Source organism: Cystobacter fuscus DSM 2262 (assembly GCF_000335475.2).
GTDB lineage: Bacteria > Myxococcota > Myxococcia > Myxococcales > Myxococcaceae > Cystobacter > Cystobacter fuscus.
The window spans coordinates 51,886-75,837 of sequence record NZ_ANAH02000031.1; the positions used below are offsets into that span (position 1 = coordinate 51,886).

Genomic DNA, 23,952 nt, shown 5'->3' on the forward strand with positions numbered 1-23,952 from the left:
GGTGGAAGGGGCGGCTTCCTGGTGAAGTCCTTCCCCTTCCCCCCGCTGGAGGACACCCTCGCCGTGGTCCGACTCTTCGTTCCCCTCCCCGAGCCCGCCCCCACCGAGGTGACGCTCTCGGGCGAGCGGCGCCATTACCTCCTGCACGTGCTGAGGCTCGCCGAGGACTCCGTGCTCGAGGTCTTCGACGGCGCCGGCCGCGCCTTCTCCGCGCGCGTGCTCGCGGTCGGGGAGGACGGCGTGCGCCTGGGGCTCGGCGAGGCCCGGCACGCGCCGCCCTCGCGCGAGGTGCACATCCTCCAGGGCCTGCCCAAGGGGGACAAGCTGGAGTGGGTGCTGCAGAAGGGCACCGAGCTGGGCGCCACCGCCTTCCACCCCGTGGCCGCCGCGCGCAGCGTGGTGAAGCTCGAGCCCAAGCGCGCCGAGGAGCGCACCGCGCGCTGGACGAAGATCGTCGAGGAGGCCGCCCGTCAGTGCCGGCGCAACGACGTGCCCCGCGTCCACCCGCCTCGCGCCCTGCTGGAGGCCGCGCGCTCGCTCTCCCCGGACACGCTCCTGCTCGTGCTCGACGAGGAGGAATCCGCCGTTCCCCTGGGCGAGGCCTTCCGCTCGCGTCCCGGCGGCACCCCCGTGGCGCTCGTGGTCGGCCCCGAAGGAGGACTCACCCGCGAGGAGGTGTCCGCCCTCCAGGCGCTCGGCGCACGGCCCGTCACGCTCGGCCGCCGCATCCTGCGCACCGAGACGGCCGCGCTCGCCGCGCTCACCGTCATGGCCCACCTGGATGGGGAACTCGGCTAGCGGCCAGGAACGGAAGCCCTCGTCCCCCACCGTCTGACCGCTCCCCGCTCGCGTTCCTAGGTTTGCCTCGTACGGTCGGTCCACCCAACCCCGAGGGGTTACGCGAGGGAGCGTCTTCTCATGGCCATCTTCGTCGTCTACACGTTCATTGGGCTCGTCATCGGCGTCCTCTCGTTCGTGGCGATGCCCGCCACGCGCCAGGTCGGACTCTGGGGAAGCGTGCTGCTTGGCATGGCGGGAGGCACCCTCGGAGGACTCATCGGCTCGGCCATCGCGCCCACCCACATGCTCGCCAGCCTCAGTCCCATGGGGATCGTGTTGGCCGTCGTCGGCGCCCTCCTCTTCTCGGTCGGAACGATGCTCGTCACCCGCAACCGCCCCGTCACGTGAGGAAGGCGGTCCCGTAGGCCACCAGACGGGGAGGCCTCGGGCTCGCGGCGGTTTTCTTGCTCCCGGCACGGGGAGGGCGTTTCATGCTGCTACAGCCTTCTTCAGCCTGGAGGAAACGTTGTCCAAGTGCCTGAAATGCGGAGCCTCGCTGCCGCCCGTCGGGGACTGCCCCACCTGCGCCGCCGCGTCTCAGTCCGCGGCTCGGGCCGTCCCGAACCTGTTGGACCGGGAGATCAACATCGACCGCCGTCGGCCGGACCGGGGCGCGGACAGCGACAGCGAGGCGGTGACGATTCCGGCGGGACCCCTGCCCCAGCCTCCGGGAATGACCGCTCGCACCACCCCTCCGGGAATGACTCCCGCGCGCGGCCCGGCCCGCACGCCACCTCCACCGGCCCCGTCCGCCCCCTGGTCCGGTGTGGCCACCTCGACTCCCGCCCCCGTGTCCCAGGGCGCTCCCGGCCTGCCCGTCATGCCTCCCCGCTCCCCGTCCCCGGGCCTGCCCGGCGCCGCCCCGCTTCCGTACGCGGCCCGTGAAGAGGACTCCCTCCCGGTCGACATCGACGAGGAGGCACCCGCCCCGAGCGCCCCGCGTGCCGCTCCGCCCGCGGTGAAGCCCGCGGTGAAGCCCGCGACGGACGGAGAAGTCCACGCCCGTCCGGCCTCCCTCTGGCGCCGGCTGCTCGCCTTCGGCGTCGACGCGAGCGCCATCTTCGGCGTGGTCGCTCTCTACCTCCTGCTCGCCTCCTCCGTGGCTGGTGTCCAGGCCCCCTCCACCACCCTCACGGGACTCGACCTGTTCCTCCTCCAGGTCCGCTCCCTCCAGTCGGTGCTGATTCCCGGGGTGATCCTCCTCATCCTCCTGTCACTCGTGTACTGCGCCGTGGCCGCCGTCCTCTGGAATGGCCGCACGTTGGGCCGCAGGTTGCTCGGCCTGAGGCTCGTGGATACCCGCGGACAGGCGCCCGCTCCGGGCCGGGCCGTCGTGCGCGCCCTGCTGGCCAGCGTATCCTTCGGCTTCTTCCTCGCCGGCTTCTGGATGGCCCTCTTCGACCGGCGGGGCCAGACGCTCCACGACAAGCTGACGTCCACCTACGTCGTCCAACCGAGCTGAATGACCTGGGGGGGGAGCGGGTTGACAACGGATTAAAGGATTCGTTGTGCCCGCCTTCCGCGGCTTTAAGATGCCGGACCCCCCATGCCTTCTCAACTCGCCCACACCCTGATCGCCCAGGGACTCCTCCCCCAGGACAAAGCCGAGGAGGCCCTGCGCCATCAAGCGGCGTACGGGGGCGCTCTCGACACCGCCCTGCTGGAGCGCCAGTGGCTCGCCGAGCCCCAGGTGCTCCACGCGCTCGGGGAGGCGTCGGGGCTGCGTCCGGTGAACCTCGCCGACTTCGAGCCCAACGCGGACGTCGCCTCCTTCATCCCTCCGAAGATCGCCGACCGGCTGTGCGTGGTTCCCCTGTCGCTCGATGGCAGCACCCTGCACGTGGCCTGTGGCTACCCGGTGCCCCGCAAGGAGTTGGAAGAGGTCGGCTTCCTGCTCGGCAAGTCGCTGGAACTGTGGGTGGCCACCGAGGTCCGCGTGCGCGAGTGGATCTCCGTCATCTACCGGCTGCCCCTCACGCCCCGCTACAGCGCCGTGCTCGGAATGCTCGACCCCGAGCGGATGGGCGTCACTCCGCCTCCTCCCGCCCCGGCGCTCACCCCGCCTCCCCCGCCACCCAGGCCCGAGGGGGAGGACGCCGCCCTCACCCTGGAAATGGTGGAGCGGCTCGCACGCACGGTGGCCTCCGAGCCCGTCCCCTTCGAGCGGACCCTCGAGGCGCCCACCGTCCCGCAGCCTCCGCCCCAGCGAGCCCCGGCACCCACCGCCCCGGCCCCCGTCGCGCGTCCCGCTCCCGCCGCGCCGCCTCCGTCCGCGCCCGCCCGTGAGCCCCTGCGGCTGAACATGACCGAACCCGCGCGTCCCGCGGCGCCTCCCCAGCAGGTGCCCCCCGCCGCGCGCCCTCCGCCTCCGGCCCAGGCCGCTCCGCCTCCCCAGGCCGCGCGTCCTCCGCCTCCCGCCCAAGGCGCTCCGCCTCCCCAGGCCATGCGTCCTCCGCATCCCAGCCAGGGCGCTCCGCCTCCCGCCCAGGGCGCTCCGCCTCCCCAGGCCATGCGTCCTCCGGGCCCTGCCCAGGCCGCGCCCCCCATGCAGGCCGCGCGTCCTCCGCCTCCCGCCCAGGCCGCGCCTCCCATGCAGGCGGCTCCGCCTCCCCAGGCCGCGCGTCCTCCGCCTCCCGCCCAGGCCGCGCCTCCCACCCAGGCCGCGCCTCCCGCCCAGGCCCAGCCGCCGCGGACCTCTCCTCCGACCATCCTGATGGCGGCCCTTCCTCCCGAGGTGGCCGCGCCTCCCGCGCGTCCGCTTCCTCCGGCCATGACCCCCGCGCCGGAGCCCACCGCGCCGAGAAGTGACGACGTGCCGGAGTGGACGCTCGCCCAGGCGCGCGCCGCCCTCAAGGAGTCCACGCGCGACCGCGACCGGCTCATCGACAACGCCCTGCGCTTCGGCCGCCGCACCTTCGACTACGTGGCCGCCTTCGCCGTGCTGCGCGGCTCCGCCGTGGGCTGGGACTCGCGAGGCGAGGGCATGAATGGCGACGCGCTCGCGCAGGTGTCCATTCCGCTCGACGCCTCCAGTGTCTTCCGCACCGTGGCCGTCACCCGCGGCAGCTACGTGGGCCCCATGCCGCCCGACAGCCTCACCCGGCACTACCTGGAGCTGTTCGGACGTCAGCCGCCGCGCACCCTCTTCCTCTACCCGGTGGAAGTGCGCGGCCGCCTCGTGGCCGTGCTCTACGGGGACTGCGGCCAGAAGCCCGTCAGCCAGCGCCGGCTCTCCGACTACATCCTCTTCTGCCAGGACCTGCCCGCCGCCTTCCAGGAGCTGCTGCTCTTCCGCAAGCAGCGCATGGGCGAGCAGCGTCACTCCGCCGCGCTGGACTTCGACGTGGACGTGGACCTGTCCGACACCGCCACGTCGTCGGCTCCGGCCCCGGCGCCCTCCTTCGCCGCGAGCCTCGGCTGGAGCCCCTTCGCCACCCGCTCCGCCAACGTGCCGGGCCGCGCCGCCTCGCTCGCCCCACTGGTGATGTCGCAGGAGGAGCGTCCGCCTCCGGACTTCGGCCCCCTGCTCAAGCGGCTCACCGGCCCCGACGCCAACCAGCGCGCCAACGCCATGGCGGAGCTGGCGCGCTCGCCCGAGGCCAGTGCCCGGGTGCTCGCCATGCACTTCCCCGGCCCCAGCGCGTGGAGCCGGCTGCCCGTGCTGGAGCTGCCCGAGGCGGACGAGCTCGGCCCCATCGCGGGTGCCCTGTCGCGGCTCGGCCGGCCCGCGGCCCAGATGCTCGCGCCCCTCCTGGACTCGCCCGACGCGGACACGCGCTACTTCGCGCTGCTCACCGCCGGCAACCTGCCCTACGTGGAGCTCGTGGACGGCATCCTGCGCGGCCTCTTCGACCCCGAGCCGGACCTGTCCAGCGCCGCGCGCGTGGCCGCCGCCACCCTCAAGCACCTGCCCCGCATGGACGCGGCCCGCCGCGAGCTGCGCCAGGAGCTGTCCCACCCGGACACCTCGCGGCGTGCCCTCGCCGCGCGCGCCCTCGGCACGCTGCATGACCGCGAGGCCATCGAGGGCCTCATCCCGCTCACCCACAGCGCCGACGAGGCATGCGCCCAGGCCGCCGCCGACGCGCTGCGCGAGGTGACGCGCGCCACGTTCGGCCTGGACACGCGCGCGTGGATGGCCTGGTGGACGGAGAACCGCGGGCGCCGCCGCGCCGACTGGCTCGTGGCCGCGCTGCGCCACCCGGAGCTGGACATCCGGCTGGCCGCCCTCGAGGAGCTCAGCCGCGGCCTCAACGACACGCTCGGCTTCTACGCCGACGCGCCCGAGGGCGAGCGCGAGGTGGCCGTGCGCCGCTGGGAGGCCGTGGCGGCCGATCCCGTGCGCTCCCGGCGCCTGGCCCTCCTGTAGCCGGCCCGCTCGAGGCACGAGAGACGCGAGGGGGCGGCGATGACGACCCAGGCGTGGATCAGCCTCGGGGCCTGCGCGGGGCTCCTGGCGCTCGCGGGCCTCGCCCTGGTGCGGGTGGGGCGCAGTCCCATGGGGCTGCCACTCGCGGTGCTGTGCATCTCGCTGTCCACGTGGAACTTCGCCGACTTCGCCCTGGAGCACGCGGGCGGACCGGGCTGGCGCCTCATCGCCACGTGCGCGACGTTGATGAGCGTGCCGCCCGCCCTGCACTTCGTCCTCGCCTTCGTGGGCGAGCGGCGCCGGCTGGCGGTGGTGATGTACGCCACCTATGCCGTCTTCGGCGTGCTGGCGCTCCTCAGCCTCGTGGGGCTGGGCTCGCCGCGGGTGGCGGACGAGGTGGACTCGCGGGGCTTCACGCGGATGGTGCTCGCGCTGAGCGCGCCGCTCCTGCTCGGCAGCTTCGGCCTGCTCACCTGGCACCTGCGCCGCGAGCCGCGCTCCACCGAGCGCGCCCGGACGGGCCTGCTGCTCACGGGGCTCGCGCTGCTGGTGACGCTGCTGGGCACGGACGTGGTGGCGGTGCTGGGCCAGGACGTGCCGCGGCTGGGCGGCCTGGGCACGCTCTTGGGACTGCCAGCCATCGCCGTGGTGGCGCTGCGCCTGCGCCTGTTCGGCCAGGAGCTGTCCAACGTCCACGCGATGTACGCGCTGCTGCTCTCGCTCGTGGGCGTGCTGTCCTACCTCACCGTCTTCCGCGTCTTCGCCGCGCGCCACGGCGCGCTCGTGGTGGGCACGGCCGCCATCACCCTCGCGCTGCTGGCCATCACCCGCCGGGGCGTCATCGCCTTCACCGCCCAGCGCGAGCGGCTGGAGCAGATGGCCACCCTGGGCCGCTTCTCCGCGCAGATGGCGCATGACCTGAAGAACCCCATCGCCGCGCTCAAGGGCGCCACGCAGTACCTCCAGGAGGAGCACGCGCGGGGCCGCTCGTGGGACGACAAGGGCGAGTTCCTCGAGCTGCTGCTCGAGCAGGTGGAGCGCCTGGATCGGGTGGTGAGCACCTACCAGCGCCTGGGCCGGGTGGAGCCGCTGCTCGCGCCGCTGGACGTGAACCACCTGGTGACGAGCGTGCTGTCCCTCCAGGGCTTCGCCGGGAGCCCCGAGGTGGAGCTGCACCGGGAGCTCGCCGAGGGCCTGCCGAGCTGCGCGGGGGATTGGGACCTGCTGGCCACCGCGCTGGAGAACCTGGTGCGCAACGCCCTGGAGGCCATGCCCCGCGGGGGAGTGCTCACCGTGCGCACGCGAGCGGAGGACACGGGGGTGGTGCTCAGCGTGGAGGACACCGGCGAGGGCATGAACGCCCGCACCCGCGAGCGCGCCTTCGACGACTTCTACACCACCAAGGCCACGGGCAGCGGACTGGGGCTGGCCTTCGTGCGGCGGGTGGTGGAGGCCCATGGCGGACGCGTGACGCTCACCAGTCACGAGGGGCGCGGCACCACGGTGACCCTGCGCCTTCCCGTCTCGGCCACGCGTGTTCCATGAGCGGAACAATGCATTCCAAAGCAGGCACTACAGCCCAGACATGGGAAGGGGTTACTTCTGTCCTCGTCACGGTGACTCGCTGTTGGTCCCGCGCCGGCGGCCTTCGCCGCCCACCCACCCGAGGTCCCTCATGTCCACGCTCTTCTCTTCCGTCTCGCTCGGCCGCTACACGCTCACCAACCGCATGATCATGGCGCCGATGACCCGCTCGCGCTCGGACGACCAGACCGGTGTCCCCACCGAGCTCGTGCCGACCTACTACCACCAGCGCGCGGGCGCGGGGCTCATCATCACCGAGGGCGTCTTCCCCTCCGCCATGGGCAAGGGCTACGTGCGCACCCCGGGCATCGAGACCGACGCGCAGGTGGCGGCCTGGAAGCAGGTGACCGAGGCCGTGCACGCACAGGGCGGACGCATCTTCATGCAGCTCATGCACAGCGGCCGCATCTCCCACCCGAGCATGCTGCCCGGCGGAGCCACCCCGGTGGCGCCCTCGGCCATCACCCCCGCGGGCCAGAGCTTCACCTCCACGGGGCCCCAGCCCTTCGTCCAGCCGCGCGCCCTGCGGCTCGAGGAAATCCCCGAGGTGATTGGCGAGTACCGCCGCGCGGCGCGCCGTGCCCTGGAGGCCGGCTTCGATGGCGTGGAGCTGCACGCCGCCTCGGGCTACCTGCCCGAGCAGTTCCTGTCGAGCAACACCAACACCCGCACGGACGCCTATGGCGGCTCGCTCGAGAACCGCGCCCGCTTCATCCTCGAGACCCTCGCCGCCCTGGTGGCCGAGGTGGGGAGCGACCGGGTGGGCATCAAGATCTCCCCGGAGATGGGCTTCAACGACATCAAGGACGCCAACCCCCGGGAGACGTACCGCTACCTCGTCGAGCAGCTCGCGCCGTTGAAGCTCGCCTACCTGCACGTGGCCACGTTCGGCCCCCAGTTCGACGCCTACCACACCACGTTCCGCGCGCTCTTCCAGGGCACCTACCTGCGCGGCGGCATGCTCGACCGCGAGCGCGCGGAGGCCGTGCTGAAGAACGGCGAGGCGGACGCGGTCGTCTTCGGCGCGCTCTTCCTGGCCAACCCGGACCTGCCGGAGCGCTTCCGCACGAACGCGCCCCTGAATGCGCCGGACAAGCAGACCTTCTACTCGGCGGGCGCGCAGGGGTACATCGACTATCCGCGGCTGTCGACGGCGGGCTGAGCCGAAGCGCTCCCAGCGGGCGGGCGCCGCCCCGAGGCAAGCACTGCCCGAGTCCGCCGGGGCGCGGTAGCATCCCGAGGGGGGCGCGCGCGAGCCACACCGGGGAACGCGGCCCCACCCCGTACCAGGAGATGGAGCCGCGTGGCCGAGTCGCTCAAGGGAAGCGTGCTGCTGGTGGATGACGACCCCGCCGTGGCCAAGGTGCTCGGCGCGCTGCTGGTCCAGGCGGGGCTCTCCGTGCACACGGCCGCGCGCGGGGACGAGGCGCTCGCCCTGCTCGGCCGCAAGCCCATCGACGTCGTCGTGAGCGACGTGCGCATGCCGGGCATGGGCGGCCTGGAGCTGCTCGCCGAGGTGCAACGCGGCTGGCCGGACGTGCCCGTCATCCTGCTCACCGCGCACGGCACCGTGCCGCTCGCCGTGGAGGCCATGAAGGCGGGCGCCGCCGACTTCGCCCTCAAGCCCTTCGATCGAGAGGAGATCCTCTTCAGCATCCGCAAGGCGCTGCTGCGCGCGCAGCAGAACCAGGAGGCCACGCGCCCGCCAGGCAAGGAGCCCGGCGGCTTCGTGGGCCAGAGCACCGCCATGGCCAGCGTGCAGGGGCTGCTCGGCCGCGCCGCCATGGGCACCGCCACGGTGCTCTTGCGCGGGGAGTCCGGCACCGGCAAGGAGCTGGCCGCCAAGGCGGTGCACGACGCGAGCCCCCGGCGCGGCGGCCCCTTCGTGAAGCTGCACTGCGCGGCCCTGCCGGACACGCTCCTGGAGAGCGAGCTGTTCGGCTACGAGAAGGGCGCCTTCACGGGCGCCGCCACGCGCAAGCCCGGCCGCGTGGAGCTGGCCCACGGCGGCACCCTCTTCCTCGATGAAATCGGCGACATCACCCCCCAGGTGCAGGTGAAGCTCTTGCGCCTGTTGCAGGAGCGCGAGTTCGAGCGGCTCGGGGGCACGCAGACGCTCAAGGTGGACGTGCGCTTCGTGGCGGCCACGCACCGCGACCTGGAGGTGCTCGTGCGCGAGGGGGCGTTCCGCGAGGACCTCTTCTACCGGCTCAACGTGGTGCCCGTGTGGCTGCCGCCCCTGCGCGCCCGGCCCGAGGACATCGAGCCGCTCGTGCGACACTTCCTCGAGGTGCACGCCCGGGCCAACGGCCGCCCGCCCTTCGTCCTCACCCCCGAGGGACTCGCCGTGCTGCGCGCCCAGCCCTGGCCCGGCAACGTGCGCCAGTTGCAGAACTTCATCGAGCGCCTCGTGGTGCTCTCCGACGGCCCCCTGCTCTCCGGGGAGGAGGTGCTCCGGGAGCTGGATCGCCAGCCGGGCATCGCGCCCATGGCCGCGCCCCCGCCCGCGCCGAGCCCGCCCCCGGGAATCCCGGGCGCCGCCGCGGCGTCGTTCTCCGGGGGAGAGGGGCGCACGCTCGAGTCCCAGCGCAAGGGCATGGAGCGACAGGCCCTGGTGGACGCGCTCCAACGCGCGGGGGACAACCGCACCCTCGCCGCGCGACTGCTCGGCATCAGCCGGCGCACCCTGTACAACAAGCTCGAGGAGTACGGGTTGGTGTAGTCCCACCCGTCATGGAGAACGCATGAGCCAGCAGCATGGATGAGCGGGCCTTGGAGAAGCTGGGGTGGGGCCCCCCCTTCGTCGACGCGTGGAGGGCCCGCGCGAGCGTCGGCGAGCAACCCGCGCGCATCACCGCCGACTACGGCGTCGAGTACATGCTCGGCACGGCGGGCGGCGAGCTGCGCGCCACGCTTCCCGGCAAGCTGCGCATGGCCATCCGCAAGGGGGACTCGGCTCGCCCGGTGGTGGGCGACTGGGTCTCCTTCGAGCCGCGCTCCCAGGAGGGCACCACCGTCATCCAGGCGGTGCTGCCGCGCCGCACGCAGCTGGCGCGCAAGGCCGCGGGCCGCACCACCGAGGAGCAGGTGGTGGCCGCCAACGTGGACGGCGTCTTCCTCGTCTCCGCGCTCACCAAGGATCTCAACCCGCGCCGGCTCGAGCGCTACCTCACGGTGGCCTGGGACAGCGGCGCCCAGCCCATCATCGTGCTCACCAAGGCGGACCTGAGCGTGAACTCCACCGCGGAGCGCGAGCGCATCGTCCAGTTCGCCCAGGACGTGCCCGTGCACACCGTCAGCGCCGTCACCGGCGAGGGCCTGGAGGTGCTCGCGCCCTACCTCGGTCCGGGCAAGACGGTGGCGCTCATCGGCTCGTCCGGCGTGGGCAAGTCCACCCTCATCAACCGCCTGCTGGGCTCGGCGCGCCAGGAGGTGCGCGAGGTGAGCGAGGACGACAAGGGCCGCCACACCACCACCCACCGCGAGCTGTTCGTGCTCGCCAGCGGGGGCCTCGTCATCGACACGCCGGGCATGCGCGAGCTCGGGGTGCTGGAGAGCGAGGAGGGCCTGCGCGACGCCTTCGTGGACATCCAGGAGCTGGCCGCCCACTGCCGCTTCAGCGACTGCCAGCACGAGCGCGAGCCGGGCTGCGCCGTGCAACAGGACGTGCGCGAGGGGCGGCTCGCCCCGGGGCGGCTGGAGGCCTTCCACAAACTCTTCCAGGAGACGGCCCGCCCCGAGTACGACACCCCGCTGCAGACGCGGGGACGACAGGGCTCGAAGCGCAAGGGCCGGTAGCTCAAGAGGAGGACGTCGCGCGCCCCACCTCGCGCACCGCCTGGGCGAGCGCCTCGAGTTCCGCCTCGAAGTCCTCGATGAGCACCCGGGGCTCCGGGACGAGGCCCGCGTCCACGGCCACGCCCAGCGTCACGTGGCCCGCGTAGCGGAAGAGGCTCAGCCCCAGGCCCAGCCGTCCCGCCATGGGCACCCAGAAGGCCATGCCCGACAGCCGCGCGCCCGCCAGGTACACCGGCCTGCGGGGCCCCGGCACGTGGGTGAGCACCAGCGAGGACTTGCGCCGCATCACCTCCACCGCGGCGCGCTCCACCGGCGCGGGCGCCAGGCCCGCCGCCGTCAACATGCCGAACACCACCGCCGCCTCGGGCGAGCGCTTGAGGCTGTCCATGCGCCGCTTGAGCTCCCACAGCCGCTCCACTGGCTCCTCCAACGCGAGCGGCAGCGGCAGGAACACCATGCCGAAGCGGTTGCCCAGCGTGCGCGGCAGCGGCTCGTGGAGCGAGCGCAGGTTCACCGGCACCACGGCGCGCAAGTCCCTCGGCTCCGCGCCGCGGGCGAGCATGTAGCGGCGCAGCGTGCCCGCCACCACCGCCATCATCACGTCATTCACCGTGCTGCCCGTGCCATGGCCGATGGCGCGCACCTGCTCCACGGGCACCGGCCGCGACCACGCCACGCGCTTGACGGGGCCCAGCCGGCCGGTGAAGGGCGAGGGGGGATCCGGCACCAGCGACAAGAGCCGGCTGAGGGCCGAGGCCCCCCGGGCTCCTTCCACCGCCAGGTCCATGAGCTGGATGGGCTCGGCCCACAACTCTCCGCCCCGCTTGAGCGCCGCCTGGGTCGTGTCCGCCACCTTCCGGGCGCCCCGCCACAGCCGCGTCCAGGTGCCCGACGGAGCCTCCGGCTCCTCGAAGGTGTCCTCCCGCTCCGGTCCCTCCTCGGCGCTCGCGTCCGTCAGGGCGAGCAACACCCGCCCCAGGGAAATCCCATCCGCGATGCTGTGGTGCACGCGCGCCAGCAGCGCGCAGCCCTCCTCGTACCCCTCGAAGAGGTGCAGCTCCCACAGGGGCCGCGAGGGCTCCAGGGGCGTGCCCATGGACTCGCCCACGAGCCGCTCCAGCGCGTCCCGGCCCCCGGGAGGCGGCAGCCGCGTGCGCCGCAGGTGCTCCTCCACGCGGAAGTCGGGCACATCCTCCCAGTGCGGCGTGCGCCACAGGCCCCGCGTCACCACGCGCTGGCTGAAGCGCGGATGGCGCGCCACGAGCCGCTCCTCCACCCGGCGCGCGAGCCGCTCGAAGTCCAACGGACCGTCGAACCACAGCACCGCCGTGATGACCATGAGACTGGTGGGCTCCTCCATCTGGAGCCACGCCGCGTCGACAGGGCTCATCCGCTCGGCCATGCGCTTATTTCGCCTTCTCTTCCGCCTGCCGGCGGAACTGGAATGTCTGCTTGGCGGTCGTCTGCGCGGTCACCCCGAGCACGTCGCCCTCCAGCTCGTACTTGTAGAGGGGCCGCTGGAACTTGCCCTTGGACAGGCCGACGACGCGGGGCTTGCCGCACACCGTGCCCACCGCCTGGCCGGACTTCGTGCGCAGCTCCACCGTGTCCTCCTTCTCGTCCACCACGAAGGCGCCCCAGGAGCGCACCTCCAACTCACTGCCCTTGCCCAGCGTGGCGTCCTCCAGCTTCGTGCGCAACAGGAAGCAGCCATTGGACGTCACCACCAGGGTGCGCTCGAAGTCCGGGCGCGGCCTGACGTCCTGGGGCGTGTCCTGGCCCACCACCTTGGCCTTCTCCTCGGGGCGCACGCTCGCCGCTTCCAGGCTCCAGGTGCCCACCATGCCCTTGGGCACCGCGCCCGAGCCCACCGAGCCATCCGCGCACGGGTCCGGGGTCTCCTTCTCCGGGCTGCGGGGAGCGGGCTCGAAGGTGCGCGCACACTGCTTGCCGCACACGCGCTCCACGCAGTCCGAATCATCCGGGCCACAGCCGCTCCGGGCGGCGCATCCCGCCAGCGCGTCCAGCGCCTTCTCACACCCCTCGGCCAGGCACCGGTCCACGCACGTCACGTCGATGCACTGGGCCACACACACCCAGTTGGCCGAGCCACACCGGCCCGCCAGGGAGCGCGGGGTGCCCGCCCCCTGGGTCATCGCGGGAGCCTGAGCCCCCGCGGACGAGGTCACCAACAACAGGAGCGCGACGAGGCACGGGACACGCAGGCGGCTACCCTCACGAGAAGTTCCACCGCCATGTGGTGATGTCCGCCAGCTCCGGCAACGACATCTCCACGCGGATCGTCTCGTAGCGGGCAAAGTCGCGGCTGTCCGTGCGCAGCAACATCACCGGAGCGCACGCGCGGGGACGCTCGGGGACGGTGTCATAGGACAGCGTGTCATCGAAGTGCGCCCGGTAGTAGAGGCACAGGCCGTCCATGCGGCCCCCGTGCACCACGGGCCTCGCCAACTCCAGGCGCCGCGGCAGCGAGCCCGAGCGCAGCGTCTCCAGGTCCAGCGTGAAGGCGGGCCTCGCCTCACACAGCGAGCGCTCCACGTCCTGGGGCCGGATGAGCCGGGTGAAGTACGTGGGATTCAAGGTGTCGCGGAGGATCTGCAGGCAACTGAAGTCCACGTCCGGCAGGCGCTGATCCCACAGAAACGGCACGCGCGCCTCCTCGCGCAACTGCACCGGCTCGAAGAAGATGTCGAAGCGGTGGGGCAGGATGCGGCCCCCGGGCACGAGCAGCCGGTCCCTCGCGTCGAGCAGCCGGGGAATCAGTCCCGCGTCGAACACCCCCTCGCCCACCAGCTCGTGCAGCAGCACGTCCACCCGCTCCGGTGGCTGGAAGCGCGAGATGTCGGCGCGCACGAACTCGATGCCGGTGAAGCCGTTGCGACAGGCCACCCACTGCGCCGTGTCCAGATCACTCGAGGCATCCACCGCGTACAGCCTGCGCGGCCCACACCGGGCCGCGAGCATGGCGCGCAGTCCGTTGCCCGTGCCCACGTCCACCACCACGTGCTCCGGCTGCACGTAGCGCTCGATGGCGTTGCGGTACGCGTCCACCCTCGCCGTGTCCACCAGGGGCATGTACCGCGAGCCGAGGTTGGCCAGCTCCGACTCGTCCACCCACAGGTTGCGCAGTGGTTTCACCCGACGCGGCAGGTCACGCAGTTTCGACTGCACGTCCCCCCAGGCTTGTCGCCGCAAGGCCATCAAACTCGGCATGTCCTCGTCCCCCCCAGCAGCATGCGCCGCTCCTCCGGCTCCCTCGGAGCGGAAGATTCGAAGCTAGCCGAAAGATGGAAACACAGGAAGTCAGCCAGAACGCGACATCGGGTGTCGGGGCCCGGATGTTCCGAGGAAGAACAGTCCGGGAGCGCCGGCCCTTGAGCTTCGTCACCTCCTGGCGGGTGCGCTCCGACCCCAGGGGTAGTCCCGAAGGGGGACGGAAACGTCAGGACAGGGGGTGCAAGCTCACGTGTAGCGGCCCCCGCGGGGAGGGACTTCCATCCGCGGCGAGGTAGCCGCGCAGCTGCAGGTGCATCTCGGCCTCCGCGCGCGAGCGGAAGATGTGCCAGGACGCCTGGGCCATGGTCGCCACCGTGTAGGCCATCATCCTCGGGATGGGCAGGGGGATGGCGCACACCACTTCCATGCGCGCGCCCCACTCGCGATCCAGCTCCTTGAAGGCGTTGGCGAAACCGATGCGCGCGTTCACCATGCCCGTCCCCTCCAGGAAGAAGCAGCAGGGGCCGGGATGAGCGTTCAGGAAGCGACGCAACTGCTCACACAGCGCCTTGCCGTTGAGCTCATCCCCCTGCTCGGGAAGCGTGACGCGCACCAGATGGGCCGCCAGGGGCGGCGAGGAGGGGCGAACCGCGTCGCCTCGCGTCACCGGCGTGGGGTCGGCGACCCGGGGCTCTGGCTTCAGTAGGGTGGACATGGAGCGTCAATGTAGAGCACGGCTCCCACGCCGCCTCGCAACTCCGCCCCCGGTAGGTGTCGGCGGTGAACACGACGCACCCTCGGTGGAAAGATGCGAACGCGCCGCCAGGAGATTTCCGGACTGCTCCGGGAGCGCGCGGCCTCGTGGATCAGGCGGGCTCGAACCCGAGCCGCTCGTCGCGGCGCCGCAACCAGGACACGAGGGGCAGCGACAGCAGCACCATCCACGCCTTGCCCACCACCTGCCCCGCCAGGAAGTCGAGCCCCCCGAAGGCGAGCTTCAGGAAGAGCACGCTGTCCACGACGAGCCCCACGGCGCTGCTGGCGAGCACGGCCAGCACCAGGCCGCGCCGCTGCAGGGGCGTGTAGACGGCGAAGTCGGCGAGCTCCGACACGGCGAAGGCCGCGCTCGAGGCCACCACCAGCGCCGACGGCGCGAGCACCCCGGAGAGCAGCGCGCCCAGGGCGATCGCCGCGAGCGTCCAGCCCTTGCCCAGCCGGCGCTGCACCAGGTCCCTCAACACGAAGGCCAGACCCACCACGAGCACGCCGCTGGGCGCCAGCAGCCCCGGCCCCACGGGCAGCAGGCACGGCCCCGTGTCCGAGCACACCACTCCCACGTGGCCGATCATCCAGTTGGAGAGAGGAATCGAGGCGCCAAAGCCCGCCAGATAGAGAAAACCCTCGGTTCGACGCGAATCCACCAGCCCTCCGGACCCGCGCGCCATAGCACGTTTCCACGGGCCTGTCAGAATGGCTCCCCCCATGGACCCGGACTCCCCCTCACCGGGATCCCGCGACGGATCGCCGCCGGATTCGCCCCTCTTCGATGACTCGCGCTGGCCGCTGCTCGTCCTGCGGCTGCCCGGCAACCTCACCTCGCACGCGCAGCAGGCCTGCCTGGACACCTTCGCGGACTATCTGCGGCGTGGCGAGCGCTTCGTGATGCTCGTGGATCTCTCCCGGGTGGGCGTGGTGCCGCTCGATCAGCGCTGGCGGCAGGTGGAGTGGTTCGAGAAGCACGAGCGCGCCCTGCTCGCGTGCGTGCAGGGCTCGGCCGTCATCATCACCTCGCCCCTCATGCAGCTGTCGCTCAGCGCCATCCTGCACTTCGTCCGGCTCTACCCGCCGCTGGCCACCTTCGCGAACCTGGCCGGCGCCGAGGCCTGGGCGGCCCGGCGCATGCGGGAGACGGGGCTCATCCCCCGGGACGAGCCCTGACCCGGACGCGCTAGACGCGCGTCTCCTGCGTGTCGAGCAAGCCCGTCTGCTTGAGCAGGGGCTGGGTGCTGGGGGCACGGCCCCGGAAGGACTCGAACACCACGAGCGGGTGACGGCTGCCGCCCAGCGCGAGCACCGTGTCCCGGAAGCGCCGGCCGGTCTTCTCCACCGCGCGCGCGTCCGACAACCCCGCCTCCTCGAAGGCGGCGAAGGCATCCGCGGAGAGCACCTCGGCCCACTTGTAGCTGTAGTAGCCCGCCGCGTAGCCGCCCGCGAAGATGTGGGTGAAGGAGCAGAGGAAGCGATCCTCCGGCAGCGGTGCCAGCACCGTGTTGTCCCGGGCCACGCGCCGCTGGATGTCGATCACCTTGTCCGTGCTCCCCGGCTGGTAGCGGTGGTGCAGCTCCAGGTCGAGCGTGGCGAAGTACACCTGGCGCAGCGTCATGGAGGCGGCGCGGTAGATGCGCCCGGCGCGGATCTTGTCCTGCAGCGCCTTGGGCAGCATCTCCCCGGTGTCCACGTGGCGAGCGAGCCGCGAGAGCGTCTCCTCGTGGAAGCACCAGTTCTCCATGAACTGGCTGGGCAGCTCCACCGCGTCCCACTCCACGTTGTTGATGCCGGCGGCCTCGGGGAAGTCCACGCGCGTGAGCATGTGCTGCAGGCCGTGGCCGAACTCGTGGAAGAGCGTCTCCACCTCGCGGAACGTCAGGAGCGCGGGCTTGCCGCCCACCGGCGGCGTGGCGTTGCACACGAGGTAGGCCACCGGCAGACGCAGGCCGCCCTGGGGCAGGCGCTTTCTATCCAGCGCGCTGTTCATCCACGCCCCGCCCCGCTTGGTGGCCGGACGGCTGTAGGGGTCCAGGTAGAAGGCGGCGATGTCCTGGCCCGACTCGTCCGCCACGCGGAAGAAGCGTACGCTCTCGTGCCACACGGACACCTCGCCATCCGCGGCGCGCACGGTGACGCCGAAGAGCCGGTGGGCGGTGTCGAACAGGCCCTCCAACACGCGCGGCAGCGCGAAGTACGGGCGCAGCTCCTCGTCGGTATAGGCGTAGCGCTCCTCGCGCAGGCGCTCGGCCCAGAAGGGCGAGTCCCACAGCTTCAGCTCGAACGAGGCATCCCCCGTCTTGCGGCGGGCGAACTCCGTCAGCTCGGTGAGCTCGCCCTGGGCGCGCGAGCGGGCCACCCCGCGCAGCTCCCCGAGCAACTGCTCCACGGCCGACACTCCGGGCGCCATCTTCGCCGCCAGACTCACCTCGGCGAACGAGCCGTAGCCGAGCAGGCGGGACTTCTCCTGGCGCAGGGCGAGGATGCGCTCGATGAGGGGCTGGTTGTCCACCTCTCCCGAGGAAGCGCGGGTGATGTAGGCGCGGTAGACCTTCTCGCGCAGATCCCCGCGGCGCGAGTGCTCCATGAAGGGCTGGAAGCTGGGGGCATCCAGGGTGATGCGCCACGGACCGTTCTCCGCGGTGGGCTCGGGAGCGCCGGGCTCCAGACCCTGCCGGGCGGCCTGGGCGGCCATGGCGAGCGCGCTGGGCGGCAGCCCCTCCACCTCCTCGCGCCGGGTGAGCGTCATGGACCAGGACTTGGTGGAGTCGATGACGTTGTTGGAGAAGCGGGTGGACAGCTCGGCCAGCTCCCGCTCGATGGCCTGGAAGCGCTCACGCGCCTCGCCCTCCAGCCCCACGCCGGACAGCTCCGCGTCGCGCAGGGCCGCCTCGATGATGCGGTGCTGGGCCTCCTCGAGCGACTTCCACTCACCGCTCTCGCGCAGCGCCTTGTAGGCCCGGTATAGGGGCACGCTCTGCCCGATGCGCATGAAGCTCTCCACCACGTCACCCTCGACGGCGGCGTGCGCCTGGCGCAGCTCCGGGCTGTTCTGCACCCCCATCAGGTGGTTGACCACGCCCCAGGCCAGGCCCAGCGGCTCGGTGATGGCGGACAGACGCTCCACCGTGCCCGCCCAGGTGGGCTGGACCTCGCGCTCGAGCTCGTCCAGCTGCGCGTTCATGCGCTGGAGCAGCTCGCGCAGCGCGGGCTCCACGTGCTCGGAGCGGATGCGGTCGAACTGGGGAAATCCTTCGGTCTGAAGCAGCGGATTCTCGGCGACAGAGGCGTTCATGGCCCGCAAGGGTAAGACTCCCGCCCCGCGTTGGCAGCATTCTCGGAAGGCGAACCGGCCGAGCCGTCCGGGAGTGCACGTCCCCGAGGGCCCCCCTCCCCACGGGACTTCCCTCACCCGCCCCTCCATGCTTAGGGTGCCCCCGCTCCACCCCCGCCTCCGCCCCATGATGAGATCCTCATTGATGGCTCCCCTCCCCTCTCGCGTGCCTCCTCCGCGAGCGAGCCTGCTGCCTGGCGCGAGGCACGTCCTCCGCAACCCCCACTTCATCGTCCGGGCCGACGACTTCCTGGGCATCCTGCTCACCGAGCGCACGGAGGCCCCCTACGCCTCACTCCAGGAACTCGAGGATGTCATGGACGAGCTGTGCGACACCCTGGATGAGCAGGGGCGCGCGCGCTACGCCCTCCTGGCGGATCTCCGGGCTGCTCCTGGCCGCAATGATCCCGCCTTCGAGACCACCATGAATCGCCTCACTCCCCGGTGGTGCGAGGGCTTTCGCAAGGTGGGCGTGCTGGTGCAGACGGTGATCGGGCAGATGCAGGTGCAGCGCTACGCCCGGCAGGATGGCATCGAGCGGTTGATCACCACCGACGAGGCCCAACTGCTCGACTACCTCACCGCTGGGTGAACATCCCCCCGGGGACATGGCCGAAGAGGCGGCCCCTGAACTCGGCCCCCACGCCCCACTCCAGCCCGTGAATGGTGGCGTCGAGCAGCCCGGTGTCCACATGCTCCCAGGTGCGTCCGCCATCCTCGCTGTGGTGATACCAGTAGCCTCCCCCGTCCTTGAACGGATCGCTGGCATAGGTGAGCACGCGCACGGTGTCTCCCGACACGGCGAGGTCACGGACGTAGTGGGGCTGGTCCGTGATGGGCCTCCACTCCTCCCCCGGCGCATCGCGGCGGATGGCCAGCCACTCTCCCACCCGGCCGGCGAGCACGCCTCCATCCCCCGCCTGCAACACGGCCTCCGGCATGGGCTCGTACGTCCAGGTCCGGCCCTGGTCCGACAACCGGAAGAGCCCGCTGGGACCCAGGAGCCAGACGGTCCCATTCGGACCCGGCACGAGCCGGTCCCGGAGGAAATCCGGTTTGCCGGCGAGCGCCACGTTGGAGAACGTCTGTCCCCCATCCGTGCTGACCACCAGCATCCAGTCCGACAGCGCCCAGACCTCCCGCGGTGACACGGCGAGCAGCTCGCCCCACTGGGGAAGCACCCCACGCACCTCCCAGGAGTCCCCCTCGTCGACCGAGCGGATGACCTGATAGATGCGCTCGTCGCTCCTGCCCACCTCGACGGGTTTGGAGAGCACCCCGAACCATGCGCCCCTGGCACTGCTCAGATCCAACACGATCCCGTCGAAGAACGACACGAGGCGCACCCCATGGCGGCTCATCCGCCAGAGCGCACTCGACCTGGCATCCCAATGCCGGGTGATGAACGCGGAGTGGTCACCCACGAAGACCTCATCATGAAGGCCCCACCCGGGCTCCTCCGGTCCCACGGGCATCCACCTGCTGTTGCCCATGCCGATGCCCCACCCCTCACGCAGCGTTTCACGACCCCAGATATAGGCACCTCCGCCCAGGCAGAGCAGGCAGGGTGAGAACAGGAGCACCAGCAGCACCTTGAGCAGATGGCGCATCATGGTCAGTGCATCCCTCCATCCCACCAGCGCTGGTACATGAATGACTTCACCTCGCGATCCATCCGCTCGGCCTGGTCCTGAAGCTCCTGCCGGACCTGGGACGAAGTCGCATTGACGATGGTCGCCACATCCTTGGACCCCACCCGGTCGAGGACCTCGAGGATCTGCTCCAACCCATCCTTGTTGAGCAGATCCTGGAGGTCCGGTGTGGTGAGGATGGTCGTCAAATCCTGCGTGGACAGGGAGAGCAGCCCTGCTTCCAGATAGGCCGTCACGTGGGTCTTGTAGGCGAACTTCCGGAAGTCCTCCGGCTGGCGTTCGAGCTTGGCGAATTCCAATCCGTCCTCCCGGCGCGCCTTTTCCATCTCCACCTGAAGCAGCTTCAGCGCCTTGTCGCGCCACTCGAGGCCGGCGAGCGACAACTGCTCGGGCCCCAGCGCCGAAAAGGCCCGGACGTACTTGTCGCCGTATTGCAGGTAGTACGGAGGCGGCTGCACGCCCGGATTGCGCGCACGGAAGTCCTCCTCCCTCCTGCGGTAGTAATCCACCCTTCCCGTGGGCACCTCGCGCGGCGAGTTGGCGCCCGGCGAAGCAGCGGGAGCCTGGGAGAGGGTGTTGCGCTCGGGCGCGGCCAGGGTCCTGATCCCCGGTGCGTTCGGGAGAGGCGGCGCCGCGCCCTGGGTCGCGACGGTTTCATCCAGGGAGGGAGCGGTTGCACCGGCACGGCCGGTCACGGGAAGGGACATGACAGTTCCTGAAGGGGGTTTTCACCCACCCAGAGCAAGGCGCCTGCCACGGACCGCTTCCTCTGGTACACCCTCCGCGCCGACCTCCGACGAATCCACGCCGTGGATGGAGCCTCCCGCGGTGTGGATGGGCTCACGAGTTCGGGTGACCTCGACTGAAGGAGCTGACCGCCATGAAGCCCCCCATCGGACGCGATACCCAGCTGTGCATGTCACTGGCGGCAAGGCCCGGCAACTTCGGCTCCCGCTTCCACAACCACCTCTACGAGGCGCTGGGCCTCGACTATGTGTACAAGGCCTTCACGACCCGGGATCTGCCCGCGGCGATCGGCGGCATCCGCGCGCTCGGCATCCGCGGCTGCGCCATCTCCATGCCGTTCAAGGAGGCGGTGATTCCGCTGCTCGATGGGCTGGAGGCCTCGGCCAGGGCCATCGACTCGGTCAACACCGTCGTGAACGATGGCGGCCGGCTCACCGGGTACAACACCGACTATGTCGCGGTGCGCGGGCTCATCGAACGGGCCCAGCTCGCTCCGGACACGCCCTTCCTGCTGCGCGGCAGCGGTGGCATGGCGAAGGCGGTGGCCGCCGCGTTCCGGGACGCCGGGCTACGGGCCGGCACGATCATCGCCCGGAACGAGGCCGCTGGCACCGCGCTCGCCCGGACCTATGGCTACCGCTGGCAGGCCGAGCTTCCCGACGCGCCGGCCCCGCTCCTGGTGAATGTCACGCCCCTGGGCATGGCGGGCGCCGACCAGGAGGCGCTCGCCTTCCCCGAGCCCCTCATCGCCGCGTGTGACATCGCCTTCGACGTCGTCGCGCTGCCCATCGAGACGCCGTTCCTCGAGCGGGCCCGCGCGCTCGGCAAGCGTCTCATCTCCGGCGGCGAAGTCGCCATGCTCCAGGCGTTGGAGCAGTTCATCCTCTACACCGGCGTCACACCAACGGAAGAGCAGGCACGAGCGGCGGCGGCCTTCGCCCGGGGCTGAGGCCTGCGAGCGCCCTGGACGGACATGCCACGTAAAAAAGCGCTGGCACTGACGCATCAATGCCTCGCCCAGGCGCCCCCCTCGCCACCCCGCTCGACGAAGCCCTGCCAGTCTCGCGCTCCGGCTGTGCTGAAGCGGGAGAAGAGCCAAACGCGGCTCGGTGAAGTTTGTCCATGGACTCGAAGTGGTACGCCGGGGTCGATCCAGCTAACCTCGCCCCATGTTCACTTTTGGCCAGCGAATCCTGCGGTCGTTCGTCTCGCTCATGAGTGGATGGGGTTGCGCACTCCTGGCGTATGTCGCCACGTTGGCCGTGCGCGGGGAGGTGTCCGAAGTGGGCGCGGTCGCGGCCTGGACGCTCGCTTTCGCGCTGATCGGGTGGGGAGTTGTGGGCCTTCCCCTCGTGAGGTTCATCGATGTGCGCAGCCGGATCTTCCAGGCATGGTGGGGGCCGCTCCTCGGCGCGACGGTTGCGTTCTGTACGTTCCTGTTCCTGGCTGGCCGATGGTTCAAGCCAGGCACCATGGAGTTCAATCTGTTCTCTGGCTTCGCGGCGATTACCGGGGGCGTGGCCTGGCGCGTGTACGCAATGCTCGGGCGAATTCGGAGCGAGGTCCCTCCGAACTCGCAACCGCAGTAGCGGTAGTGCTTCGCGTCAGAACTTCACACCCGAAATGGCCGCCGAGATATCCATCGGAGGGAAGAGCGCGCCGATGCCCTGGCCAGTGGTGAGCGGATTGTAGCCGTACACCAAGACCCCGGCCCCGCTGTTCACCGCCACGTAAGCCTCATACGCGGGAAACCCATCGTGCTTGCCGGACAGGGAGCAGGTGCGCGCGATGGGATCAATCAGGAAGGTCACATCGGAGTCGATCGCTGGCGCGAAGGTCACCAGCGGATTCGAGGCCGCCGTTTTGAATTTGATGCCGATGAGCGAGCCCGAGCGTGAAACGGGTCCATTGGTCAGCTCGGAGGTCGGAGCCGTGTCGCTCGATTCCACGGCCCCCGTCGAGCAGTCGACCTCGTGCGTGGCCCCCACATGCTTCCAATTGATTGTCTGCTTCAACGAGGAGACCTCGACCTCGATCTCCTGATGAGTCCGGTGTGAGGCGCTGATCTCGTTGGAGAAGCCCCGGCCGTCCCCCGTGAAGCACTCCGAGCCGGGAGGCCCGTCCACCTTCGCCATGGGAATGAAGGTGTTCCACCACACCTTCACCCTGTTGACTGGAACGATCGCCGCCTTGAGCGAATTGAACAGAGCCGTGGTCGGCGAGTTCATGCACTGAAGCGTGGACTCGGGATTGCCAGTCAACGTTTTCCAGGTGTTGTCACTCACGACGCCATCAATGGGCAGCCGGAGACGGCTCTGGAGGAGTTTGACCGACTCGATGGTTTTCGATCCGTAGAAGCCGTCCGCAGTACCTTTGAAGAGTCCCGCGATCTGAAGGCGCCGCTGCAACTCCTCCACCGCCGAGCCCTTCGAGCCTAGTTGCAGCTTGTTCACGGAGCTGGCAACAGCCTTCGAATTGGGCTTCATCCGGTTTTGGTTCTGCCTCATCGCACGGCCCCCCCTTTGAGTGTCTCTTCTCTGGAGTGATTTCACTCCCTCTTCCAGCAGCCCGTCTCGGCGCCCTGGACTGTACTCTACCCAACGCAACCACACCAGAGAACCCACTCGTGGCCCACCACGGCACGAAAAGGTCTACGACCTCTCGACGACGCCCAGCCAAGGGGATGAAGGTCATGGCAGCGACACGCAGAGTGGTCCTCGCGGGAGGCAGTGGGTTCCTGGGACGTTCGCTCGCCAGGGCATTGGAGGCGCGAGGCTACGAGCCGGTCATCCTCACCCGCTCGCCCCGGCCCGGCCCCACACGCGAGGTAGCCTGGGACGGAAAGACCGTGGGCCCCTGGTGCTCCGAGATCGAGGGGGCCGCAGCCGTGGTCAACCTCGCTGGCCGGAGCGTGGACTGCCGCTACACCCCCGAGAACCGGCGGGAGATCCTCGCCTCGCGGCTCGACTCGGTGCGAGTGCTGGGCGAAGCCCTCCGTCAGTGCGCATCCCCTCCTCCAGTGTGGATCCAGGCCGTGTCGCTCGCCATCCTGGGCAACTCGGGTGACTCCCCACGCGACGAGAACTCCCCACCGGGCTCGGGGTTCTCGGTGGACGTGTGCCGCCAGTGGGAGGCCGCCTGCGCCGAGCAGCACCTGCCCGCCACTCGAATGGTCCTGCTGCGCATCGGCTTCGCCCTGGGCCGTGACGGAGGCGCTCTGGACAAGCTCGCGCGGCTCACCCGCTGGGGGCTCGGCGGCAGCGTGGGCACGGGGCAACAGTACGTGAGCTGGCTACACATCGAGGATCTCGATGCCCTCGTTCTCAGGGCCATCGAGGACCCCTCCATGCACGGGGTGTACAACGCCACCGGGCCCTCGCCCGTCACCAACGCGGAGTTCATGCGCACGCTACGCCACGTGCTGCACCGCCCCTGGAGTCCTCCCGTCCCCGCGTGGGCCGTGCGTCTGGGCGCCCGGCTGATGGGCACCGAGGCCGAGCTGGCCCTGAGCGGACGGCGCGGCCTGCCCCGACGCCTGCAGGAGGAGGGATTCGTGTTCCGCCACACGGACCTCTCGCGAGCCCTGAAGGACCTCTACGGCAAGACGTGAGCCGCGGCGTCACATCGTG

22 protein-coding genes are annotated in these 23,952 nt (G+C 70.9%); 13 read left to right on the forward strand and 9 right to left on the reverse strand.

Annotated features, from left to right (window positions below):
• Positions 1-63 precede the first annotated feature (63 nt).
• From D187_RS35700 to rsgA, 8 genes are all read left to right on the forward strand, one after another.
• The gene (locus D187_RS35700) at positions 64-798 is read left to right on the forward strand and encodes a 16S rRNA (uracil(1498)-N(3))-methyltransferase (protein ID WP_043433158.1); all 735 of its coding nucleotides are present in this window, start codon (positions 64-66) and stop codon (positions 796-798) included.
• A 120-nt stretch (positions 799-918) separates the two neighbouring features.
• Positions 919-1,188, forward strand: a complete 270-nt coding sequence (locus D187_RS35705; RefSeq protein WP_002632279.1) for a GlsB/YeaQ/YmgE family stress response membrane protein — start codon at positions 919-921, stop codon at positions 1,186-1,188.
• A gap of 118 nt (positions 1,189-1,306) precedes the next feature.
• Positions 1,307-2,302, forward strand: a complete 996-nt coding sequence (locus tag D187_RS58340; protein WP_245591907.1) for an RDD family protein — start codon at positions 1,307-1,309, stop codon at positions 2,300-2,302.
• An 84-nt stretch (positions 2,303-2,386) separates the two neighbouring features.
• Positions 2,387-5,209, forward strand: a complete 2,823-nt coding sequence (locus tag D187_RS35715) for a GspE/PulE/PilB domain-containing protein (protein WP_020918497.1) — start codon at positions 2,387-2,389, stop codon at positions 5,207-5,209.
• Between the two features lie 39 nt (positions 5,210-5,248).
• On the forward strand, positions 5,249-6,754 hold the full coding sequence (locus D187_RS35720; protein ID WP_002630163.1) for a two-component system sensor histidine kinase NtrB: 1,506 nt from the start codon (positions 5,249-5,251) through the stop codon (positions 6,752-6,754).
• A 130-nt stretch (positions 6,755-6,884) separates the two neighbouring features.
• Positions 6,885-7,955 (forward strand): alkene reductase, encoded by a 1,071-nt coding sequence (locus D187_RS35725; RefSeq protein WP_002630164.1) that lies wholly within the window; start codon positions 6,885-6,887, stop codon positions 7,953-7,955.
• A gap of 141 nt (positions 7,956-8,096) precedes the next feature.
• Positions 8,097-9,515 (forward strand): sigma-54-dependent transcriptional regulator, encoded by a 1,419-nt coding sequence (locus tag D187_RS35730; RefSeq protein WP_002630165.1) that lies wholly within the window; start codon positions 8,097-8,099, stop codon positions 9,513-9,515.
• Between the two features lie 35 nt (positions 9,516-9,550).
• Positions 9,551-10,591 carry a ribosome small subunit-dependent GTPase A gene (rsgA, locus tag D187_RS35735; RefSeq protein ID WP_002630166.1) on the forward strand — a complete coding sequence of 347 codons (1,041 nt, stop codon included), beginning with the start codon at positions 9,551-9,553 and terminating at the stop codon, positions 10,589-10,591.
• Position 10,592: 1 nt separating this feature from the next.
• On the opposite strand, the gene D187_RS35740 is transcribed toward rsgA, so the two are convergent.
• The 5 genes from D187_RS35740 to D187_RS35760 form a co-directional block, all read right to left on the reverse strand.
• Positions 10,593-11,993 carry a wax ester/triacylglycerol synthase family O-acyltransferase gene (locus D187_RS35740; RefSeq protein ID WP_002630167.1) on the reverse strand — a complete coding sequence of 467 codons (1,401 nt, stop codon included), beginning with the start codon at positions 11,991-11,993 and terminating at the stop codon, positions 10,593-10,595.
• Between the two features lie 4 nt (positions 11,994-11,997).
• Positions 11,998-12,747, reverse strand: coding sequence for a hypothetical protein (locus D187_RS35745; RefSeq protein WP_245591908.1), 750 nt, complete (start codon positions 12,745-12,747; stop codon positions 11,998-12,000).
• 79 nt (positions 12,748-12,826) lie between these two features.
• On the reverse strand, positions 12,827-13,822 hold the full coding sequence (locus D187_RS35750; RefSeq protein ID WP_043433135.1) for a methyltransferase domain-containing protein: 996 nt from the start codon (positions 13,820-13,822) through the stop codon (positions 12,827-12,829).
• A gap of 229 nt (positions 13,823-14,051) precedes the next feature.
• Complete coding sequence (locus D187_RS35755; protein WP_002630170.1) at positions 14,052-14,540, reverse strand: hypothetical protein; 489 nt, start codon at positions 14,538-14,540, stop codon at positions 14,052-14,054.
• Between the two features lie 151 nt (positions 14,541-14,691).
• Entirely contained in the window at positions 14,692-15,246 is a 555-nt protein-coding gene (locus D187_RS35760; RefSeq protein WP_211241610.1) for a VUT family protein, read from the reverse strand.
• 61 nt (positions 15,247-15,307) lie between these two features.
• Here D187_RS35760 and D187_RS35765 point away from each other — a divergent pair, with 61 nt between their 5' ends.
• On the forward strand, positions 15,308-15,763 hold the full coding sequence (locus D187_RS35765; RefSeq protein ID WP_002630172.1) for a hypothetical protein: 456 nt from the start codon (positions 15,308-15,310) through the stop codon (positions 15,761-15,763).
• Between the two features lie 10 nt (positions 15,764-15,773).
• On the opposite strand, the gene D187_RS35770 is transcribed toward D187_RS35765, so the two are convergent.
• The gene (locus tag D187_RS35770; RefSeq protein ID WP_043433138.1) at positions 15,774-17,885 is read right to left on the reverse strand and encodes a M3 family metallopeptidase; all 2,112 of its coding nucleotides are present in this window, start codon (positions 17,883-17,885) and stop codon (positions 15,774-15,776) included.
• 184 nt (positions 17,886-18,069) lie between these two features.
• Between D187_RS35770 and D187_RS35775 the strand changes: the two genes are divergently transcribed.
• Positions 18,070-18,516, forward strand: a complete 447-nt coding sequence (locus D187_RS35775; RefSeq protein WP_002630175.1) for a hypothetical protein — start codon at positions 18,070-18,072, stop codon at positions 18,514-18,516.
• On the opposite strand, the gene D187_RS35780 is transcribed toward D187_RS35775, so the two are convergent.
• Both D187_RS35780 and D187_RS50865 read right to left on the reverse strand, forming a co-directional pair.
• Entirely contained in the window at positions 18,503-19,537 is a 1,035-nt protein-coding gene (locus D187_RS35780) for a WD40/YVTN/BNR-like repeat-containing protein (protein WP_002630176.1), read from the reverse strand. The genes D187_RS35775 and D187_RS35780 overlap by 14 nt on opposite strands.
• Before the next feature lie 2 nt (positions 19,538-19,539).
• Positions 19,540-20,283: a hypothetical protein gene (locus D187_RS50865; protein WP_002630178.1), complete on the reverse strand. Its 744-nt coding sequence runs from the start codon at positions 20,281-20,283 to the stop codon at positions 19,540-19,542.
• Positions 20,284-20,456: 173 nt separating this feature from the next.
• Here D187_RS50865 and D187_RS35790 point away from each other — a divergent pair, with 173 nt between their 5' ends.
• Both D187_RS35790 and D187_RS35795 read left to right on the forward strand, forming a co-directional pair.
• Positions 20,457-21,272, forward strand: a complete 816-nt coding sequence (locus D187_RS35790; RefSeq protein ID WP_002630180.1) for a shikimate 5-dehydrogenase — start codon at positions 20,457-20,459, stop codon at positions 21,270-21,272.
• Between the two features lie 220 nt (positions 21,273-21,492).
• On the forward strand, positions 21,493-21,912 hold the full coding sequence (locus tag D187_RS35795) for a hypothetical protein (protein ID WP_043433143.1): 420 nt from the start codon (positions 21,493-21,495) through the stop codon (positions 21,910-21,912).
• Positions 21,913-21,927: 15 nt separating this feature from the next.
• Here the strand turns inward: D187_RS35795 and D187_RS50870 are convergent, their stop codons facing one another.
• The gene (locus D187_RS50870) at positions 21,928-22,830 is read right to left on the reverse strand and encodes a peptidoglycan-binding protein (RefSeq protein ID WP_081713996.1); all 903 of its coding nucleotides are present in this window, start codon (positions 22,828-22,830) and stop codon (positions 21,928-21,930) included.
• 185 nt (positions 22,831-23,015) lie between these two features.
• Between D187_RS50870 and D187_RS35810 the strand changes: the two genes are divergently transcribed.
• Entirely contained in the window at positions 23,016-23,933 is a 918-nt protein-coding gene (locus D187_RS35810) for a TIGR01777 family oxidoreductase (protein WP_043433145.1), read from the forward strand.
• Positions 23,934-23,952 lie beyond the last annotated feature (19 nt).

Bases quoted from the DNA above. Each gene is read 5' to 3' on its own strand.
- rsgA (WP_002630166.1), top strand. From the start codon at position 9,551: ATGGATGAGCGGGCCTTGGAGAAGCTGGGGTGGGGCCCCCCCTTCGTC.
- D187_RS35740 (WP_002630167.1), bottom strand. From the start codon at position 11,993: ATGGCCGAGCGGATGAGCCCTGTCGACGCGGCGTGGCTCCAGATGGAG.
- D187_RS50870 (WP_081713996.1), bottom strand. From the start codon at position 22,830: ATGAGGCAGAACCAAAACCGGATGAAGCCCAATTCGAAGGCTGTTGCC.
- D187_RS35810 (WP_043433145.1), top strand. From the start codon at position 23,016: ATGGCAGCGACACGCAGAGTGGTCCTCGCGGGAGGCAGTGGGTTCCTG.
- D187_RS35715 (WP_020918497.1), top strand. From the start codon at position 2,387: ATGCCTTCTCAACTCGCCCACACCCTGATCGCCCAGGGACTCCTCCCC.
- D187_RS35775 (WP_002630175.1), top strand. From the start codon at position 18,070: ATGGCTCCCCTCCCCTCTCGCGTGCCTCCTCCGCGAGCGAGCCTGCTG.
- D187_RS35795 (WP_043433143.1), top strand. From the start codon at position 21,493: ATGTTCACTTTTGGCCAGCGAATCCTGCGGTCGTTCGTCTCGCTCATG.
- D187_RS35755 (WP_002630170.1), bottom strand. From the start codon at position 14,540: ATGTCCACCCTACTGAAGCCAGAGCCCCGGGTCGCCGACCCCACGCCG.
- D187_RS35745 (WP_245591908.1), bottom strand. From the start codon at position 12,747: ATGACCCAGGGGGCGGGCACCCCGCGCTCCCTGGCGGGCCGGTGTGGC.
- D187_RS35790 (WP_002630180.1), top strand. From the start codon at position 20,457: ATGAAGCCCCCCATCGGACGCGATACCCAGCTGTGCATGTCACTGGCG.
- D187_RS35725 (WP_002630164.1), top strand. From the start codon at position 6,885: ATGTCCACGCTCTTCTCTTCCGTCTCGCTCGGCCGCTACACGCTCACC.
- D187_RS35770 (WP_043433138.1), bottom strand. From the start codon at position 17,885: ATGAACGCCTCTGTCGCCGAGAATCCGCTGCTTCAGACCGAAGGATTT.
- D187_RS35780 (WP_002630176.1), bottom strand. From the start codon at position 19,537: ATGATGCGCCATCTGCTCAAGGTGCTGCTGGTGCTCCTGTTCTCACCC.
- D187_RS35705 (WP_002632279.1), top strand. From the start codon at position 919: ATGGCCATCTTCGTCGTCTACACGTTCATTGGGCTCGTCATCGGCGTC.
- D187_RS35720 (WP_002630163.1), top strand. From the start codon at position 5,249: ATGACGACCCAGGCGTGGATCAGCCTCGGGGCCTGCGCGGGGCTCCTG.
- D187_RS35750 (WP_043433135.1), bottom strand. From the start codon at position 13,822: ATGCCGAGTTTGATGGCCTTGCGGCGACAAGCCTGGGGGGACGTGCAG.
- D187_RS35765 (WP_002630172.1), top strand. From the start codon at position 15,308: ATGGACCCGGACTCCCCCTCACCGGGATCCCGCGACGGATCGCCGCCG.
- D187_RS50865 (WP_002630178.1), bottom strand. From the start codon at position 20,283: ATGTCCCTTCCCGTGACCGGCCGTGCCGGTGCAACCGCTCCCTCCCTG.